The organism is Macrococcus sp. GL_134 (assembly GCF_057834705.1).
Genome location: NZ_CM174409.1, coordinates 392755 through 410708, shown reverse-complemented (window position 1 = coordinate 410708; position 17954 = coordinate 392755). Strand labels below are relative to the sequence as shown.

The 17954-nt window shown below is 41.7% G+C and carries 18 protein-coding genes; 3 read left to right on the top strand and 15 right to left on the bottom strand.

Features of this window, described 5'->3' with window-relative positions; all coding sequences use genetic code 11:
• Positions 1-14: 14 nt before the first annotated feature.
• Both AC3IPL_RS02235 and AC3IPL_RS02230 read right to left on the bottom strand, forming a co-directional pair.
• On the bottom strand, positions 15-992 hold the full coding sequence (locus tag AC3IPL_RS02235) for an alpha/beta hydrolase (protein WP_489241439.1): 978 nt from the start codon (positions 990-992) through the stop codon (positions 15-17).
• A 37-nt stretch (positions 993-1029) separates the two neighbouring features.
• The gene (locus tag AC3IPL_RS02230) at positions 1030-2103 is read right to left on the bottom strand and encodes a YkvI family membrane protein (protein WP_489241437.1); all 1074 of its coding nucleotides are present in this window, start codon (positions 2101-2103) and stop codon (positions 1030-1032) included.
• A gap of 176 nt (positions 2104-2279) precedes the next feature.
• Here AC3IPL_RS02230 and AC3IPL_RS02225 point away from each other — a divergent pair, with 176 nt between their 5' ends.
• A complete protein-coding gene (locus tag AC3IPL_RS02225) occupies positions 2280-2657 on the top strand; it encodes a hypothetical protein (RefSeq protein ID WP_489241435.1) in 378 nt (125 codons plus the stop codon).
• A 33-nt stretch (positions 2658-2690) separates the two neighbouring features.
• Here the strand turns inward: AC3IPL_RS02225 and AC3IPL_RS02220 are convergent, their stop codons facing one another.
• The 4 genes from AC3IPL_RS02220 to AC3IPL_RS02205 form a co-directional block, all read right to left on the bottom strand.
• Positions 2691-3179 (bottom strand): hypothetical protein, encoded by a 489-nt coding sequence (locus tag AC3IPL_RS02220; protein WP_489241433.1) that lies wholly within the window; start codon positions 3177-3179, stop codon positions 2691-2693.
• An 87-nt stretch (positions 3180-3266) separates the two neighbouring features.
• On the bottom strand, positions 3267-4427 hold the full coding sequence (locus AC3IPL_RS02215) for a DUF418 domain-containing protein (protein ID WP_489241432.1): 1161 nt from the start codon (positions 4425-4427) through the stop codon (positions 3267-3269).
• Positions 4417-4911, bottom strand: coding sequence for a methylated-DNA--[protein]-cysteine S-methyltransferase (locus AC3IPL_RS02210; RefSeq protein ID WP_489241431.1), 495 nt, complete (start codon positions 4909-4911; stop codon positions 4417-4419). Before AC3IPL_RS02210 ends, AC3IPL_RS02215 begins: the two co-directional genes overlap by 11 nt.
• 13 nt (positions 4912-4924) lie before the next feature.
• Positions 4925-5374, bottom strand: coding sequence for a GNAT family N-acetyltransferase (locus tag AC3IPL_RS02205; protein WP_489241429.1), 450 nt, complete (start codon positions 5372-5374; stop codon positions 4925-4927).
• A gap of 124 nt (positions 5375-5498) precedes the next feature.
• On the opposite strand from AC3IPL_RS02205, the gene AC3IPL_RS02200 reads away from it, so the two are divergent.
• Positions 5499-6182 carry a type 1 glutamine amidotransferase domain-containing protein gene (locus AC3IPL_RS02200; protein WP_489241427.1) on the top strand — a complete coding sequence of 228 codons (684 nt, stop codon included), beginning with the start codon at positions 5499-5501 and terminating at the stop codon, positions 6180-6182.
• A gap of 38 nt (positions 6183-6220) precedes the next feature.
• Here the strand turns inward: AC3IPL_RS02200 and AC3IPL_RS02195 are convergent, their stop codons facing one another.
• Both AC3IPL_RS02195 and AC3IPL_RS02190 read right to left on the bottom strand, forming a co-directional pair.
• Positions 6221-6910 carry a C40 family peptidase gene (locus tag AC3IPL_RS02195; protein ID WP_489241425.1) on the bottom strand — a complete coding sequence of 230 codons (690 nt, stop codon included), beginning with the start codon at positions 6908-6910 and terminating at the stop codon, positions 6221-6223.
• Between the two features lie 340 nt (positions 6911-7250).
• Positions 7251-7706 (bottom strand): C40 family peptidase, encoded by a 456-nt coding sequence (locus tag AC3IPL_RS02190; RefSeq protein ID WP_489241423.1) that lies wholly within the window; start codon positions 7704-7706, stop codon positions 7251-7253.
• A 188-nt stretch (positions 7707-7894) separates the two neighbouring features.
• On the opposite strand from AC3IPL_RS02190, the gene AC3IPL_RS02185 reads away from it, so the two are divergent.
• Complete coding sequence (locus AC3IPL_RS02185) at positions 7895-8344, top strand: DUF4385 domain-containing protein (RefSeq protein ID WP_489241422.1); 450 nt, start codon at positions 7895-7897, stop codon at positions 8342-8344.
• Positions 8345-8408: 64 nt separating this feature from the next.
• Here AC3IPL_RS02185 and AC3IPL_RS02180 read toward each other — a convergent pair whose 3' ends face one another.
• From AC3IPL_RS02180 to AC3IPL_RS02150, 7 genes are all read right to left on the bottom strand, one after another.
• A complete protein-coding gene (locus AC3IPL_RS02180; RefSeq protein ID WP_489241420.1) occupies positions 8409-9854 on the bottom strand; it encodes an NAD(P)H-binding protein in 1446 nt (481 codons plus the stop codon).
• Positions 9855-9993: 139 nt separating this feature from the next.
• Entirely contained in the window at positions 9994-11046 is a 1053-nt protein-coding gene (locus tag AC3IPL_RS02175) for a family 20 glycosylhydrolase (RefSeq protein WP_489241418.1), read from the bottom strand.
• Between the two features lie 127 nt (positions 11047-11173).
• On the bottom strand, positions 11174-12898 hold the full coding sequence (locus AC3IPL_RS02170) for an ABC transporter ATP-binding protein (protein WP_489242237.1): 1725 nt from the start codon (positions 12896-12898) through the stop codon (positions 11174-11176).
• Between the two features lie 90 nt (positions 12899-12988).
• Positions 12989-14506: a malate dehydrogenase (quinone) gene (gene mqo, locus AC3IPL_RS02165; RefSeq protein WP_489241416.1), complete on the bottom strand. Its 1518-nt coding sequence runs from the start codon at positions 14504-14506 to the stop codon at positions 12989-12991.
• Positions 14507-14645: 139 nt separating this feature from the next.
• Positions 14646-15467, bottom strand: a complete 822-nt coding sequence (locus tag AC3IPL_RS02160; protein ID WP_489241414.1) for a class C sortase — start codon at positions 15465-15467, stop codon at positions 14646-14648.
• Positions 15464-16345 (bottom strand): class C sortase, encoded by an 882-nt coding sequence (locus AC3IPL_RS02155; protein WP_489241412.1) that lies wholly within the window; start codon positions 16343-16345, stop codon positions 15464-15466. The genes AC3IPL_RS02160 and AC3IPL_RS02155 overlap by 4 nt, the downstream gene beginning before the upstream one ends.
• 66 nt (positions 16346-16411) lie before the next feature.
• Positions 16412-17902 (bottom strand): SpaH/EbpB family LPXTG-anchored major pilin, encoded by a 1491-nt coding sequence (locus AC3IPL_RS02150; protein ID WP_489241411.1) that lies wholly within the window; start codon positions 17900-17902, stop codon positions 16412-16414.
• Positions 17903-17954 lie beyond the last annotated feature (52 nt).

Here is a 17954-nt window from a genome sequence, read left to right as displayed (position 1 = left end):
TTTAATACGACTTGCTAGTTGGTATCAATCATCGTTGTCTGTTGCGCATACGGTGCCTGTTTCGTATACCGGCCGAGAAACATCAATAACTTCTGATATGTCAACTGAGATTCTTTCAGCTCCATATGAAACTGATATTGATGACGAAGATCGTGTGTCCCGTCAAAAAATGATGTTTGGAACGGGACCCCTTTTGCCTTGAATACTTGTACAAGTTCTCGTGCCTGCGAGTCAAATGGATCGGCATCCCCGACCGTCAGAAAGGTCGGCGGGTAGTCTTTAGTCACATGTCTAGTCGTTGACATTTGATTGATCGGCACAAAGTTTTTTTCCCACTCAGCCTCGCCGGTGTAACTTTCCATAAATAATTTAATTCGAGGAAATTTAGTTGCTCTGACAGTCTTCATATCATAGAATCCACCGAATAATATGACGGCTTTCAGCTGCTCTTTAGTGAAGCTCTGTTTGATTTCCATTGTCTTTCGTAACTTGTCATTCGTCTGAATCGCGGCAAATTGACTGGCAAGCTGTGCGCCTGCGGAATCCCCGCCAATAATAATTTGATTTTCATCTATCGGCAGCTCGAGTGAGTTCTCCATCAGAAATTGACTGGCTGCTGCCTGCTGCTTGATCGGTGTCGGATATTGATATTCGGGTGCAAGCGCGTAATTCATATTCGCAATGATGAATCCTTTCTCCGCAAGTTGTGCAAGATAAGGATTTTTATGCTTTTTGTCACCAGCAATAAATCCGCCTCCGTGTGTCCAGATAATCAGCGGCAGTTTATCACCTTTTTTTATCTTTTCAGGCATCAATATATCCAGTTGACTGCCGGGTATATCACTATATGTCTGGTTGTAATATACCTTAACATCTTCATTCTGCAGCGCGGCATCTGACACTTGTGCCGGTTTCTCTAAAATAGCAGTGCCGAGATAACACACACTGTACAGCCAGAGTACACTGCCGATGATCCATACTATATTCTTCATTCCAGTACTCCAATCAATAGTGAGCGATGATAACTTATTATACTATATGTTTCTTACCTAGACGCTTTCTCGAGAAATATTTCACGAGTATTCCTAGACATAATATCAGACCGATGTAGCCCATGGCAGGGTATAGTTTTCCGACTAAATCTACAAATCCGATAAAGCTTAGGAAATAACCGATCATCATAGCAATGATCAGTAACGTGACATATTTTTTTGAATAAGGTTCTGTAAATCTTGCAACGAATGAGTACATTAAACCGACAATCGTATTATAAATAACCGTCAGCATAATCAAGCTGAGTACAATTCCGATAGCCGGATGAATCATACGGCCTAGTACAAGGGATGGAATCGCTGAGTCTTTCACTACAGTCAATTCTGAAAGAAGCCCTGAATTGACCATTAACAGCAGTACGAGCAATACCATGCCCCCGATAGTGCCGCCTCTTCCTGCGATGACTTTGCGGCTGGAATCGCCGCCGATCGCTGTCAGCATACTGAATGCTGTCGAAAATGCCAGACCCCCGTATAATATACCGTCCCACCACCAAAGGTTAGAAGGTTGTATATCTTCATCGATATACTGGTTCACTTCGCTGAATGGTACTTGACCATTGAAGAAAAAGTAGACGGCGATAATCGTAACCGTCACAATGAGAAACGGCGTCACTATACCGAGTGCACTGACAATCTTATTGAAATCCATCATTAATGTCACAATGACTGCTATCAGCATGATGAGTGACCCGATCCAGATCGGAATACCGAAACTTTCATGAAATGCACTCCCCGCTCCAGCAAGCATTATGATAGAAATCGCGTACAGGAAGAACACGAGAACATAATCGATGATTTTTCCAAATTTTTCACCAAATAGGTAATTGATAGCACTTTGATGACTATCGGCATCTAAGCCTTGACCGATCTTCGTAATCTCACGGCCGAAAAATGCGAGCATCAACCCCGATATTAAAATTGCCAAATAGCTGTACGTACCGTAATTCGTGAAAAATTTCAAAACTTCCTGCCCTGTTGAAAAACCTGCCCCTACTACGACACCTACATAGGCAGATCCTATTTTAATTGCTTCAGTGTTTTTTGACACATCGTCTCCTCCTTATGATATGTTATGTCTGTAAAACAAAACGAAACATCTCCATGAAGTATGGGGATGTTTTGAAATGCTGAAAAATAACGACTTTATAAGGTTACCCTGTTTTTTTCGTTTTAATACAGAAATTTTCGGTATAATGAATACGTACTACATAAACGGAGGGAAAAATGATGGAAATTAATAAGCAGGTCGTTCATATGTTTGTCAGAGAACTCCATGTCAGAGACTTTGAACAGACCTCTACAGAAGTGACAAAAATGCACCGTATCGATATTGAACAGAATGACAAAGATCCTCAAGTGTTTGAATTTACATTGAATTTCATGTTTGCACATTTCGGCACACAGGTAGACGGTGTCATTGAAGCAACCATTCTCGCAAATAGTGACGATGACTCAGTCGATGTACTCGCTGAATTAAGAAGTGATGAGAAGATGTATGCAGTGCCGTTGTTCTCGAAAGCCTCTGCATTAATTGTAAAAGCAACTGAAGACAGAGGGATGTTCCCTGTGATTTTACCAGTTGAAGTATGGCTGGAAGATTAATGTCTTCCAAATTAAAACGCCTGAAGTTCTACTTCAGGCGTTTTTCATATGATTGAAATCAACAACGACTGAATCAAGTTTCTTCGCTGTCTCTTTCATAATATTACGTGCTACTTTGTTGTTAGGATCAAGTTTCAATATCTCTTTTGCTACATTGAATGCTTCCTTATGTGAAATAACCGGGTCCGGTATCGCATATAAAAAGAGCAGCTGAAGCAAGCTTTTCACTTCTTTGTGCTCTGTCAGGCGGACAGAGCATTTGGCATGGTGGTAAGCAGCATTAAATGCTCCTCTCACTTCGCTTAATGGATAGACGAGCAGTAGGAATGCCAAATCATGCAGTTCAACTGATTCTTCATCTTTCATCATTTCGACGATGAATGTATAGAACATCATTGATTCACTATCATGAGCAGCACTGATGAATGCTTCTTCGAACACCATAAAATCACTTTCAGACATCATCTTTTTTACGGCAGCGAAATTTCCGCTGAGGATTAAATATTCTATTTCATCTCTCATGATGTCCCTCCTTCGTTATTATAGCTTTCTTATTTTAACACATTCTACTCAACATGCCTATTAGTTACATCGCAATCGACCCATTCATTATTCCAAGTATGTTATCTTACGCCAGATGTATTCGAGCGGCCCCTGCTTGAATCTCTTCAAATACAATGAAGCGAACAATATATTGACTAAATAAATCAGTATGGCGATAGCATACGTCTCAATGAGGTTCATCTTACCATACAGCTGAAAGCCGTAAATCATTGCAAACATCAATAAACTTTGTGTGATATAGGTCGTGAAACTTATCTTGCCGACTTTACTGATCGGTAATGTCCAGCGCTTAAATGAGTCATTTTCACTGAGCAGTACAATCGTCGTAATATAACCGGCAGCGAGAATGATGCCGCCTGTATAAATACCGACTGCATCAAGGCTGTAACGCCCGTAATACATCAGCGGCAGACTCTTGATAGCGAGCCCTAGTATAAAGAATATCCCAGCAAGCAGAATAGATAGTCGGCGATTGCTGACAATCAGCTGAAATAAATTCACCCGCTTGGCAAACATACCGAGTAAGATGAGTGGAAGTAACGACGTTGCTCTGAACAGAAATGAATTCACATCGCTCACAAAGAAGTAAGTGAAGAAATTGTCCTGCGTCAACTCAATAATCTGACTTAAGTCACGGCTGTTAAAGACATTCATGCTATAGGCAGCGGCGTTCGGATTACTGCTCATATAATCCTGGTCGGGATGCTGCAGTGCAAATGCGAGAGTCGGTACCCAGTACAATGCGGCATACATCAGCCAGAGAAATAATGCAGCAATCAAGCTGTAGAGCCGGTCAACAAACAGGAACAAGGCCCCGACCAGCGTCACGATAGCATAGGACTGCAATATATCACCGGAGAAGATCAACATCCCGTGAATGACACCAAAGATGATCATTGCGATCAGGCGACGGTAGACAATCGGAACAAAGTTTTTGTTTCTCTTTTTTGCACTGTCGTGCATCATCGCAAGTCCGTAGCCAAATAAAAATGCGAAGATCGGATAGAAAGAATTTTGTACAAATAATACTTCGAGACTGTATAACACCCGGTTCCAGCCATACTGAAACATGACATAAGGATTCATATGAAAGGTATCATGTGTAAATCCGATGATGTTCATCAAGATGATACCGAATAAACTAAACCCCCGAAGAACATCCAGACTATAAATACGTTCTTTAGTGACAACCTTATTACTCTGCATAACTGATTCCTTCTATATCAAGCAATTGCCGTTTAATATGAAGACCGCCTGAAAACCCTGTTAGTCTGCCGTTTTTACCGATGACTCGGTGGCAGGGGATAGCTATCATCACTGGATTTCTGCCGATTGCTCCGCCTACCGCCCGCACTGCTGACTTCTTATTGAGACGTTCAGCAATTTCACCGTAAGTGACCGTTTCACCGTATGGCACTTGAAGCAGCTGCTGCCATACTTGCTGCTGGAATGGAGTCCCGCGCAGATCATACTTCCAGTCGAAGGTCTGCAGACTGCCGTCAAAATATCTCTCCATATCTATAAGATAACGATGGTTTTTGTCATCTGCCATAGGGCCGATCATCACATCTTCTTCATAATGCTCGGTCAATAACGTCATGACCGTACTGCGTGCTGCATTACCCAGATAACAGACACCTTTGTCTGATGAAGCAATCGAATAATCACGCCATTCACTGAAATAAATCATTAAGCCATCTCCCTTAAAATTGATTGGATGCTTTAAATGCTGGCCGCTCCATGTCGATGTGTGGAATCATATCTTCAAGATACACGTCTGATACTGCTTTGAATCCGAATGAAGCATAAAAATCATGTAAGTGCGCCTGTCCCTGCAAATGGACTGGCGTATGTGCATGATGAGTCTTGATATAGTTCATCACTTCATTCATCAGTGCCCGCCCTGCACCAGCACCACGCCTACTTTCTGCTACGATGACTCTGCCGATGTGCAGCGGTTCATCCATAATCAATCTGGCATAACTCAGTACTTCACCATCTTCCCAGTCATATATGTGAACAGCACGGAGGTCTTTGTCGTCTATTTCAGGATAGGCGCACTGCTGTTCGACAACAAATGTATCTACGCGCAATTTGTAAATTTTGAACAGTTCTAATGTCGACAACTGTTCAAAAGTTTGATACTTCCACATCTCGATCACCTCAAGTAGTTTTCTTCATTCTACTATATTCATTATAGCGTTACCTTAATTTTAAGAATAAATTCTAAAAGTCTGGGTAAATAATAATTAACTTATTTTTTTGAGGAGGATCCGTATGGCTAAAATATTAGTAGTTTCAACGAATGTTGAAAAATATGACACAGCTGACCGTGCAACCGGTGTCTGGCTTGGAGAAGTGACCCACTTTGTTGAAGCGGTGACAAAGGCGGGACACGAAGTCGATTATGTCAGCCCGAAAGGGGGCTATGTCCCGATTGATCCAGCCAGTTTAAAAGCTGCTGATGACACAGACTGGAAGTGGTATCACAACGAGACATTCAAGCAGCGTGCACTGGCTGACACATTGAAGCCGGTAGACGTCAACCCAGCCGACTACGCTGCCATCTATTATGTAGGTGGTCACGGAGCGATGTGGGATTTCAAGAATAACAATGAACTGAAACAGCTTGCGGAATCCATCTACGCGAATGGCGGCTACGTCACAGGTGTGTGCCATGGGGTCGTAGGTTTAGTTAATCTCGTTGACCCATCAAGCGGCAGACGCATCATTGAAGGCAAAAAAGTGACAGGTTTCAGTACGATGGAAGAACGATTGAATGGAACAAAAAAACAGATGCCCTACTTAACTCAGGACGCCCTATCTGCATCCGGCGCTAAATATAAATCAAAACGTCCCATGAAATCACACGTTCGTGTCGATGGTCGTGTCATCACTGGACAGAATCCGCCATCAGCAAAGAAAGTCGGCGAACAATTAGCCACTGCACTGCAGCAATAAAAAAACCGGACAGCATCTGCTGTCCGGCCTTATCCTTATTAGTATCTGTAGTAACCTGTGACTGATCCGCTGATGTATGATACTGCACGTTGTCCAACGCCTGCAGCTGGATTCAATGCATCAACCATTTGACCGTTACCGATGTATACGCCAACGTGTGATCCACCGTTGAAGAATACTAAGTCACCTGGCTGTGGAGTTGATACTGGTGTACCAGCAGCCATTTGAGCGTAAGTTGTACGAGGTACTGATTTACCAAGTGCAGCTAATACTTGTTGAGCGAACGCAGAGCAGTCTACTGCTGAAGCACTGTTAGAACCGTATACGTATGAACGTGATGCAGCCATGCTGTTTGCAAGGGCAGCTACATTGTTGTTAACGTTTGTTGTTGATGCAGCTGGTTTTTTAGCTACTGTTTCCTGGCTGAATGATCTTACTGATGCATCAGCTGAAGTTGACACTGTACGTACTACTGGAGCTGCTGCTTCTGCTGTAGTGTTAGATGCATAGCTTGCTGCTGTCGTATTAGATGTATAGTTTGTTGTAGTGTTTGTTGTATAGTCATAAGAATAAGAATAGCTGTAGCTGTAATTGTTAGTTGATGCGTTAGAAGTGTAAGTGACATTGCTTGCAGCGTCGTCTCTACCGTGTGCTGCTGCGTCAGCGTTGTTTGCTCCAAGAGCTGATAAGCTTGCTAATGTTGTTAAGGCGATTACTGTCTTTTTCATAGAAATAAATCCTCCGATATATGTTTTGTATCAATTTTTATAATATTTGCTGTCGTATCTGTTTCTCTAAGACAAAATGAATCATACCACACAAAAAAGTAATAGTGATTGATGTTATCGATTTGTCACGACATTGAAAATAATGAGGGGTACGATGTAACAAAGAACATTTTACACTTTTATCTCTTGAAAGCCGTGCTGACAACAGTTATATTCTAAATTTAACCATTTAAATGACATTAAATGGTTAAATTATTACATCGCTATTTTTAACTGCAATATCTTGAAATATTATATGACTACGCAAAATCCCTTCGCCTAAGCGAAGGGATGCTTCATATTAATATCTATAAAATCCAGTGATTGTACCATAAATATAGTAAATAGAACGTTGTTTTACACCATCACGAGGATTCAGTGCATCCACCATCTGACCATTACCAATATAGACGCCGACATGTGATCCACCGTTGAAAAATACTAGATCTCCAGCTTTCGGACTATAGACACGTTTACCTGCTCTCATCTGAGCATGTGTCGTTCTTGGTACATTTTTGCCGACAGCACGCATGACTTGCTGAGCAAATGCTGAACAATCTACTGCATAGCTGTTGTTCGCACCATAACGATAGACACGGTTTGCTGCAATGCTTCTTGCAACGGCACCTACATTGTTTGTTGATTTTTTATATTTGACGGTTTTCTTTTTAGCTGCTGCATCAGCCTGCTCTGCAGGCAGTGCAATTCCAGTTGTTAATAAAGCTGCTGTCGTCAATGCTAATAATGTTTTCTTCATATTATAAATCATCCTCCGAAATTTTTTAATCAATGGGCGTTGTCAGCTCTCTTCTTTAGTTGAGTTCATCATAGCATGCAATGATGAGTCAAAAGGCATTGTCACGCAGTTGTTACATAAGTGATATAAAATATGCTGTTATATTACAAATGTTTAGAAAATTAACCGTATTATTGAGGAGGAGTGTTATGGCTTTTAATTATGAACAGGATTTCAGAACGATAGATTTTCGGAAGCACCCGGAATTATATGAAGTCGGCCGCGGAGAGCAGGGCGTCCTTCTAGTCGAACCATACAAAAGTGAAATACTACCATATTGGCGCTTCAAAACACCGGAGATTGCCAAAGAATCCAGCGCTAAAATTTACGAATTATACGAAGCCTACAAAAAAGACGGAGATTTTGTCGGTATGGATATGGCTAGAAAATTCATCCAGATGGGATACACACGAGCGATGCGTTATGCGCATCACCGCTCCGGCCGAAAATACGACGAAGATAAAAAAGTTCTTCCAAACGAAGATGATGATATCAAGCGGCAGTCTGCTGTTATCTTCAAAGAATACTGGGACCGGATTCGAGCAGATGACATCTATCAACAGATGAAAAAAGAACACAATGATCACTATAAAAAATAATCTCTTGCCGCTTCATTAAAAATAGACCACCGGGATGTTCCCGGTGGTCTATTGATATGCTATTTTATGACTGGCGATTGACGATTTTTTCTGTTCGGTCGACCAAATATTTGGAATCCAATGTTTTAGCGAGCAGCTTTGTCTCGTAACCAAACAATGTCATGACAATCAAATGAATTCTTGCCTGTGTGACCGTGTATAAGAACCACGGTAATGTCGGTTCATATTCATGAATTGCAATTAAACATTCATTGGTATCCAGTACCCGCCTGAACTCCAGTCTTGCTTGTCCACCTTCTACTGATTTGGCAAACTTACCGCCTCTAATAAAGAAGAGCACGCGATTGTCATCTGAGCGATCCGTCGATTTCTCGAGAATCAATATCGGATCTTTAAATATCGGGAGACTGATCATCAATTTGTTATTTTCAATCGCTGTATTAATGAATGAGTATCCGATACGTGACAACCAGTTAGCATAATAGTTGGCTGTTTGTTCAATCGTCCAGCTCGATGGAATCATAATGCGCTGCACTGATTTGACATCACTCTTCTTCAGTTGTTCTGCAATGGATTGTGATTGCTTCTTATTCTTCTTGCTGTCCTGGTCTTCGTCCAATGCTTTTCGAATACTTTCTTTTGTTGATGTCTGCGCATTGGAAATCCCTTCTACATAGTTTTCCTTGCTCGGAACCATGTCATGCACAAGGCTATCAAGAAGCGGATAAACCAGTTCTTTCGATTCACCGGCAATTAATCTGACCCATAGCTTTGATAACCAGACTGGAATAATCGGCAGATCCATCATCGGCAGCTTTTTATCCATCACTTCTGCTGTTTCTTTGAACATTTCTTTGTAGGTCGTCACTTCATGACTAATATCAATTACTTCATTATGTTCAGGCTTACGGTCAACCAGCTTGGTCAATCCTTGTACGACATCGTCAAGTGCAACAGGGGCCGTTTGACTATGGGCCCATGATGGTAATACTAATGCCGGCAGTCGTTCAGTTAATTTTTTAAGAATCGGGAATGATGACCCTTTCGGCCCGATAATCAATCCTGCTCTTAAAGTAGACACTGGAACACCATAGAATCCTAAGATCTTCTCACATTCTTTACGACTCTTCAAATGATCAGATAAGTCATCTTCATCTTCATTCGGCGGCATAATACCACTCATAAAGATAATATGCTTAACTCCTTTGGTTTTTGCTGCACGACCGAAATTATCAGCAAGAATGGCATCCATATCGATGAATGACGCCTGTGTGAGTTTAGCAGACGGCATCATCGAATGGACGAGGTAGATGGCTGTATCGATACCTTCCATGGCGTCTTCTACATCTTTAAGTGAGAACAAATCGACTTTCTTCCATTCAACATTCTCTTCGTTCTCTTTATTTTTAATACTACGTGATGCTGCAACAATGTGATGCTCTTTTTTAAGTTCTTTGAGTAAGTTTCCTCCAATATAGCCGGATGCGCCAGTTAATAATATTTTGCCCATTATTATCGTCTCCTATGAATAGATATAACTACCTATACCCGTATCTTACATCTCTACACTATTGATTGATGCAGGAAGTGACAGTTTTGGGACAGACGGGTATATACTCCTCATGTCACCGGTCTTGTGGGAAAAGAGATTACTTTGACGATAAAAACACTTTAATCAAAGGAAGCTCTTGAGCCAGTAACTGCTTTTGAGTCATCCCTTTTGCGCTGTCACCCCAGAACGATAAAGCAGAACCCGACGACCGCGTCGTTGTGACTGCATCATAAAAACGGTTGTTCTGATGGAACGTATAAGGTGTGTAATACTTCTGAATATATCGCGACTGTTCTTTAATCGACGCACTGCTATATTTTATTGAAGGAATGAAATAAAGTGACATTGAATTGTAATTATAAACATTAAATCCTTTGTTTGTTATATCTTGTACAGTGACGTTTGAACCACTCGACTTACCGCCATTTTGAGCCCAGTATAAGATCGATACTTCCTTATACAGCTTGTTGAGTCCAGATGATGTTAAACTATCATTCCATATTTGCGGCTTATAGCCGGATTGTTTGCTATGTCTGGCGATCTGATTGATATAGTCAATGAGTTGATTTTGATATTGATGTGCACCTGCCACTTCATCACCACCAATGACAATGCGCTGACGGCCGTTATACTTTGACTGCTTGAACTGCGTCATCACTTCTGACAGTAACGCTTTTGAATGTTTCACTGCTGACTTGTTGTCAAAGTAGTCGACAATGCCTGCATCAAAGTCAGTGGTAATACGTTCTCCTTTTTTCAATCTCGGTTTCACTTTAGTCAGCCAGCTTGTTGAATGGGCCGGCATATCTATATCAGGAATGACCATAATAGAACGGTCATTGCTGTACTTAATAAAAGCCTTTAATTCAGCTGCAGTTAAATAGTGCGAGTTGGTTTTTGTGCGCGTCTGCTTTAAATAATTTGATGCAATCGCGTAATTTTGATCATCTGAAAAGTGAAGTTGGATGTAATGTCCTTTATTTTTCTTGATTTCATCGACGATGGTTTTAAGTGTGGATAACGAATAATATTTGCGGGCAATATCAATCATGATCCCCTTTTCATAAATAGGTGATTGTGCTACTTTTTCATTGATGGGCAAAGAAATGGTGGATAGTAACAGAAAGGACAATATAATCTTCGTAATCATCGATAACTCCTTTATTTTTCTCTGTGCTCATTATATAAAGGAATTTTCAATAATACTAGCTCATTTTGTAAAGATATAATATTTTTTATGTTAATATACATTTTTAAATCGTGTTTCTTCTATTTCATTAAAATCCATCAATCTGTTCGAACTGGGACATATAGAGTTGATAGTAGCGACCGCCTCGTGCCATCAAGTCATCATGGCTTCCAGATTCACTGATGGCTCCATTCTCGATATATAAAATACGATCGACGTCACGTATCGTCGATAAACGATGCGCAATAATCAACGACGTTCGACCTTCAGACAGTTTTTTGAATGCCGCCTGAATTTTATTTTCTGTTTCGACATCAAGTGCACTTGTCGCTTCGTCAAGAATAATAATCGGTGGGTTTTTCAAGAACATTCGTGCAATAGAGACCCGTTGTTTCTGACCGCCTGACAGCTTGGTCCCCCGCTCACCGACGAGTGTATCCAGTCCATGCGGCAGGCCATCAACAAATTCCTTTAATTGTGCATGTTCAACTGCCTCCATGATGTCTGCATCCGTTGCCTCCATATTGCCATACTTAATGTTTTCTCTTAAGGTCGCAGCAAACATGAAGACATCCTGCTGGACAATGCCGATCTGCTGTCTGAGGGATGACAACGTATAACGGTTAATATTGCGGCCGTTAATCCGGATTTCACCAGAAGCAGGATCATAAAATCTCGGCAGCATTGAACAGATGGTTGTTTTTCCACCGCCGCTCGGTCCGACAAGAGCTATTTTCTCACCTTGTGACACAGTGAATGACAACTGATCCAATACAACCTTATCCCCATACTTGAACGTCACTTGATCATAGTCAATCACATTCGGTGCTTCAGTGAACGGTACGGCATCCTTCTCATTTTGAACATCTGGAGCTGTAGACATGAGCTCTTTGAAATTTTTGAAACCTGCGATGCCTTTAGGAAACAGTTCAATAATTAAATTGATGGATTGCAGCGGTTTGAATAGTAGATCGGTAATCATGACAAATGCGACAAACCCACCATACGTCATGCTGTCTTGAATGACAAAGTAACAGCCGAGTATTAACACGATGACAAGCGTCAGCTTCTGAGCCATATATCCGATAGACGAATTCCATGACATGTAGGAATATGCCTTCAATTTAGTCGCACGGAATTCTTCATTGGCCATTTCGAATTTAGCACGTTCGTGACGTTCGTTCGTAAATGCCTGGACAAGGCGGATGCCCCCGATGCTGTCTGCAATCACTTCATTGAATGTCGATACATTGCTGAACAGCCGTTCGAATGAAGTCGTCATCTTCTGATTGAAGAATATCGTCAGCACGAATATGATCGGCACGATACAGAAAGTGATGAGCGCAAGCTTAACGTCAATCGTCAACATAATGACCAGTGCCCCGATGACCGTCATCACTGCCACGAACACTTCTTCCGGTCCGTGATGAGCCACTTCCCCGATATCCATCAAGTCATTCGTCAAGCGACCAATGATTTTACCTGTTTTCTGATTGTCAAAAAAACCGAAGCTTAATTTTTGGATATGTTGATACAGTTCATTCCTGATATCTCGTTCAATATTCGTTCCGAGCTTATGCCCCCAGTACGTGACAATAAATTTCAGCCCTGAGACGATAAGGAATGTGATAAGAAGCAGTGTGCCTGAGATGACAATCCACTCCCAGTTTCCGGACGGCAGCAGTTCGTCAATAAATACACTGGTCAACAGCGGAAACAATAGTTCCAGCACGCCGACAAATACGGCTGAACCGAAATCCAGCATAAAGAGCTTCTTGTACGGTAAATAATATTTAAAGAAATCTTTCATAATGCCCTCCACGTATACTGATTGAATATTAAAACAAAAAAAGCCTGATACAGTTATCGCATGTTTCTGATAATTGTCTCAAGCTTGTCAAAACTATACTTCGTGACTCACTGCTTCACTTTTCTTCACGAGATTCAATGCTTCGGATACTTCTTCATTCACTTGTCTGAACAGTTCTTCGTTATCACCCAGCTGCTGGCCGTAAGAAGGAATCATTGCTTTGATTTTCGGTTCCCATTCAGGCATATCATCTTTGAAACATCTGCTCAAGACATTCAGCATCACGTGAACCGCAGTGGATGCACCAGGAGATGCGCCGAGGAGTGCAGACACCGTACCATCTTCTGATGTAATGACTTCAGTACCAAATTGCAGCGTCCCTCTGCCTTGTTCTGTATCTTTAATCACCTGTACACGCTGACCGGCAACGACCACTTCCCAGTCATCCGCGTTGGCATTTGGAACAAATTCACGCAGTTCTTCCATACGGTCTTCGTGCGACTGAATCACCTGGCTGATCAAATACTGTGTCAGTTTCATTTCTTTCGCTCCGGCAGACAGCATAGTGAACAAATTATTCGGTTTGACAGAGCCGAATAAATCGAAGTATGAGCCTTCTTTAAGGAACTTCGGTGAGAAGCCCGCATAAGGTCCGAATAATAATGACTGTTTACCGTCAATATAGCGCGTGTCTAAATGCGGTACAGACATCGGCGGCGCACCGACTTTTGCTTTGCCGTATACTTTCGCGAAATGCTTCTCGACGATTTCTTCCTTATTACATACTAAGAAAATGCCGCTGACCGGGAATCCGCCGATGTGTTTGGATTCCGGAATATTGGTTTTCTGTAACAGTGGCAGGCTGTAACCACCTGCACCAATGAACACAAACCGCGCCGTATGTGTGTCGTTTTTACCTGTTTCTTCGTTATGGACTTTCACTTTCCAGCCGCGGCCGTCACGTTTCAAGTCTTTTACTGAATGGTTGTAATTCAGTTCAACACCTTGTTCCTCTAGTAACTGGAACAGTTCTTCAGTCAATCTGCCGAAGTTGATATCTGTCCCTGAATCCATCTTCGTAATAGCGATTTTTTCTGAAGGATCACGGCCCTCCATCATCACTGGAACCCATTGTTTTAATGTGTCGTGGTCTTCAGTAATTTCCATACCGCGGAACAATGGATTGTCCTGCAGTGCTGCTAGACGACGTTTCAAGAAGTCGATGTTCTCTTCACCCTGCACAAAGCTCATATGCGGCACTGTTCTGATGAAGTTTTCAGGATGGCTCAGCTTGCCTTCTTTTACTAAATGCGCCCAGAATTGTTTGGACAGCTGGAATTGTTCATTGATATTCATCGCTTTGCTGATGTCGATATTACCGTCTGCATCTTCTGTCGTATAATTCAATTCACATAAGGCTGAATGTCCAGTTCCTGCATTATTCCATGCATTGGAACTTTCAAGTGCTGGTGCTGGCAGCTGTTCGAACATCTTTATGTTAAGATCCGGCTTGAGTTCTTTTAAGAAGACGCCGAGTGTTGCGCTCATAATTCCGCCACCAATTAAGATGACATCTGTTTTAGTTGAATTGCTGTTAACAAAATTGCTCATACCTTAGTTGCCTCCCGAAATGATATACAGCGCAAATGATAGCGCTTAAACTCTTTGCCTTTTATTATAGACCTTTTGAACTAAAATCAATAGGGGAACACTCAACTTTTACCAAAAAAACCGTCTGTGACGAATCACTTCAGACGGTTTTATTATGAGTCACGAGCTTCATGATGAAGATGACGGACAATACTATTACTGCGGCAATGATGACCCATGAATCTGACAGTACTTTCATTCTGTCCCATAACGACGGGTCTCCAACTGTCCGCGGTGCTTTCGGGATGAGGGTCGTGCCGTCTTTAGTCGTACGTTCAGCGTAGATTAACAGCCGCTCTTCACCAGAAGGGGTGCATGTCAGCAGTGTCAGAATATCCCTCCCCTTCTTAACAGCCATCGCTTCTACCTGGTCAGGCGTCACAATGACGCGGTCGTAGACAGTGTAATACAACGTCTCCTTGAAATTATTGATAATCACCTGATCGCCGTTTTTCAGGCGGTCGATATGCGTGAACCATTCATGGTAAGGCGAATAGCTGTGTGCAGCAAGGACGCTGTTGGTCGAGCGGCCGCCGACTGGGTAGCTCGTGCCGGCTACTCGGGAGACGCCGCGATTCAAGTTTTCAGGCGTCGCTTCGTCATAGACCGGGTAATGCAGCTTAAGTGCGGGTATTTTGACGGTTGCGATGACGTCATCTGAGAACATCTTCTCGTCGGCAGCATCATCTTTTTTTACCTGCACAGCCGGGGCTTTTATTTCCTGTTCTTCAGTCATGCGACCGTTATATTCTTCGAACTGAAGGTACCTCTGTTTCTGGTCATCAGAATCCACTTGGAACTGCTCGTTTATTTCGTCGGACTGTCGTGACATGTTGTAGTTATAATAGACTTTTGTGACGAGCGGATAGAGGCAGATGACAGCTCCTAAGACAAATATAATGACAGCTGTCCGTTTTCTCATCGTTCTGAACGCTTCTTCCGACGTTTATTCCATAGACGGTATAATAAGTACAGTGCAAGGGCAACAGCAATTCCGATCAAATAATTTTTGTAGACATTCAGGAACTTATACCACCACGGCTCCTGTGCTGCTTCATGCTTCTTCGCTTCTTCGGGTGTATAAGGTACACGGTGACCCGTCACTATCAGCCGGTGCGAATTGATCATATATGGTGTACACGTCAGTAACGTTAGCTGGTCCTTACCTTTATCAATCTTCAGCGGGCTGAAATCATCCGGCTCAATCACCTCAATATGATCCACTTTATAGGCAATCACGCCTTGAATATTGTGTACGTAGATCATATCACCGACCTTCATCTTATCAAGATCCGTGAACAGTTTCTTATCCGGCAATCCCCGGTGCCCGGTAATAACACTGTGCGTCGACTCCCCACCGACCGGCAGAGACGTGTTCTCCAGATGACCTAATCCTTCCTGCAGCACCCGTTCAGAAGTCCCTGCATAGAGGGGCAGATCCTGATGGATTCTTGGAATTTCAACGTGCCCCATCTTTTCGCGGACTTCCAGCATCTTGGCATATTGTTTCTTACCCGCCGCTTCTTCTTCCTTACTATAAGCGTCGTGCAGCACTTCATTGCCGCTCAGCGATTCATTGTATGCTTTCGCCCGCTCAATGCGTGCGTCAATTTCCTTATCAGACAGTAACTCCACTTCTTTTTTGAAGTCGTTCACTTCAGTCCCTGATTCATAGTCATAATAGACAGCGCTGATCATCGGGTAAATCAATATCCCAAGACCAATGAGAAATATAAGGGCGAATATTAAATTAGAAAGACGATTATTCTTTTTCTTTTTCTGTTTTTTCTCGGAGCTCAAAATGATTCTCCTCCTTATAAAAAATAAGGCAGACCAAAGTCTACCTTATGATTATACAGCATGATGTTAAGCTTGTTGTCTTCTTCTTAACAATACGAACGCAAGTAACATTAATGCAAGACCTACGACCGTGAAGATCACTGTACCGATACCACCTGTGTTAGGGATTTCAGTCTTCTTGTTGATGACTTCCTGTGGTGCAGCGTCTGTTAACTGTGCAGCTGTAGGATCTGCATAATATGATGTTGAATTTACTGTGAATGGTGTTTCAGGATTAGTCGGTAAAGTATAACCTGCTGGTGCAGTGATCTCTTCAATTTTATAGTCAGTTGCACCTTTATTATTCGAGCCATCTTCACCATAAGCGAGACCCTTTACTTCGAATGAACCATCAGTTTCAGAAGTAAACTTTGTTGCTGTGTCTTTACTGTCAACCCAAGTAGCAACTAATTTACTATTTTGTACTAAATATTTGCCTTCTGCATTTTTAACAACGAATACTGCACCTGGAAGATTTGTTCCAGATCCATTTGTTTTAATGAATTTTTTACCGCCTGTATAAACGATTGGTGTGTCTGTTGGTGGAACTGTCGGCGGTGTTACCGGTGGATTCTGACCACCCGGTTCAGTCGTCACACCGTGACCGTTATCAAATGATAAAGTAGCATTATTTTTAATAGGAAGCCCCATGACTGCTGTATCATTGATTACTGTCGGGATGAATATATTCAATTTTGGATTTTCAACTTTTAATTTTGCTAAACCTGCTTTAGTAAATTCTACAATAACTTTTGAATCAACAGTCGTTACTTTGTAGTCTGTATCAGGCGTTAATTTAGTTCCATTAATTTCTACAACTACTTTATCTGCTCCTGCAAATGTCAACTTTGAATCAATAGTATCTGTTACTTTGAACATATCGTATTCTTCTATACCAACTGGTACTGATGGCTGGATGATCCAGTTGAATTCTTCACCGACAGCAAATGATGCAGATTTGTTTCCATCTGTTTTAACATCTTTGTCGATAGTCGGTAACTCTTGTAATGTATTTTTCGGGAATACATTTAAGTCTGTGATGTAACCATTACCTGCTTCATTTGTAATCGGTAATTCAAGTGCAAAAGGAACAGCGTTTGATGTTTTCACTGCTGATGAATAGTCTTCCACGAACCAGTAGAAACCTTCAGCTAAATCAGAAATTGTTGTTTTACCATCTGCTGTAGTTTTCGCTGTTGTTCCAAGTTTAGTACCAACATATGCTGTTACTGCATCTTCTTTACTGTATTTTGTCTGATCAGCTTTCAGTGCCTCTAATTGTTCTTTAGTTACTTTCCAATAAGTAAATGAAATATTTGAAATCGGTTGTGATCCTTCTGGCGCCGTTCCATTAACCAGTTGATTGTAAGTTGCAGCTTGTTCTGTTGAACCTGTTACTTTATGAATTGTTAAATTCGTTGCAGGACCTGCTGCAAATACTTTTGCGAATGGCGTCACAAAACTTAAAAGTAATGTGATGATAAGAAATAATGATATACGTTGTGTAAATTTAGACATATTAGCCTCCTAGATAAATTTTATATTTTATCTTAATCCGCATTAGCGGTTT

Coding starts and splice junctions, on each gene's coding strand:
- AC3IPL_RS02235 (WP_489241439.1), bottom strand. CDS start 992: ATGAAGAATATAGTATGGATCATCGGCAGTGTACTCTGGCTGTACAGT.
- AC3IPL_RS02225 (WP_489241435.1), top strand. CDS start 2,280: ATGATGGAAATTAATAAGCAGGTCGTTCATATGTTTGTCAGAGAACTC.
- AC3IPL_RS02220 (WP_489241433.1), bottom strand. CDS start 3,179: ATGAGAGATGAAATAGAATATTTAATCCTCAGCGGAAATTTCGCTGCC.
- AC3IPL_RS02215 (WP_489241432.1), bottom strand. CDS start 4,427: ATGCAGAGTAATAAGGTTGTCACTAAAGAACGTATTTATAGTCTGGAT.
- AC3IPL_RS02210 (WP_489241431.1), bottom strand. CDS start 4,911: ATGATTTATTTCAGTGAATGGCGTGATTATTCGATTGCTTCATCAGAC.
- AC3IPL_RS02205 (WP_489241429.1), bottom strand. CDS start 5,374: ATGTGGAAGTATCAAACTTTTGAACAGTTGTCGACATTAGAACTGTTC.
- AC3IPL_RS02200 (WP_489241427.1), top strand. CDS start 5,499: ATGGCTAAAATATTAGTAGTTTCAACGAATGTTGAAAAATATGACACA.
- AC3IPL_RS02195 (WP_489241425.1), bottom strand. CDS start 6,910: ATGAAAAAGACAGTAATCGCCTTAACAACATTAGCAAGCTTATCAGCT.
- AC3IPL_RS02190 (WP_489241423.1), bottom strand. CDS start 7,706: ATGAAGAAAACATTATTAGCATTGACGACAGCAGCTTTATTAACAACT.
- AC3IPL_RS02185 (WP_489241422.1), top strand. CDS start 7,895: ATGGCTTTTAATTATGAACAGGATTTCAGAACGATAGATTTTCGGAAG.
- AC3IPL_RS02180 (WP_489241420.1), bottom strand. CDS start 9,854: ATGGGCAAAATATTATTAACTGGCGCATCCGGCTATATTGGAGGAAAC.
- AC3IPL_RS02175 (WP_489241418.1), bottom strand. CDS start 11,046: ATGATTACGAAGATTATATTGTCCTTTCTGTTACTATCCACCATTTCT.
- mqo (WP_489241416.1), bottom strand. CDS start 14,506: ATGAGCAATTTTGTTAACAGCAATTCAACTAAAACAGATGTCATCTTA.
- AC3IPL_RS02160 (WP_489241414.1), bottom strand. CDS start 15,467: ATGAGAAAACGGACAGCTGTCATTATATTTGTCTTAGGAGCTGTCATC.
- AC3IPL_RS02150 (WP_489241411.1), bottom strand. CDS start 17,902: ATGTCTAAATTTACACAACGTATATCATTATTTCTTATCATCACATTA.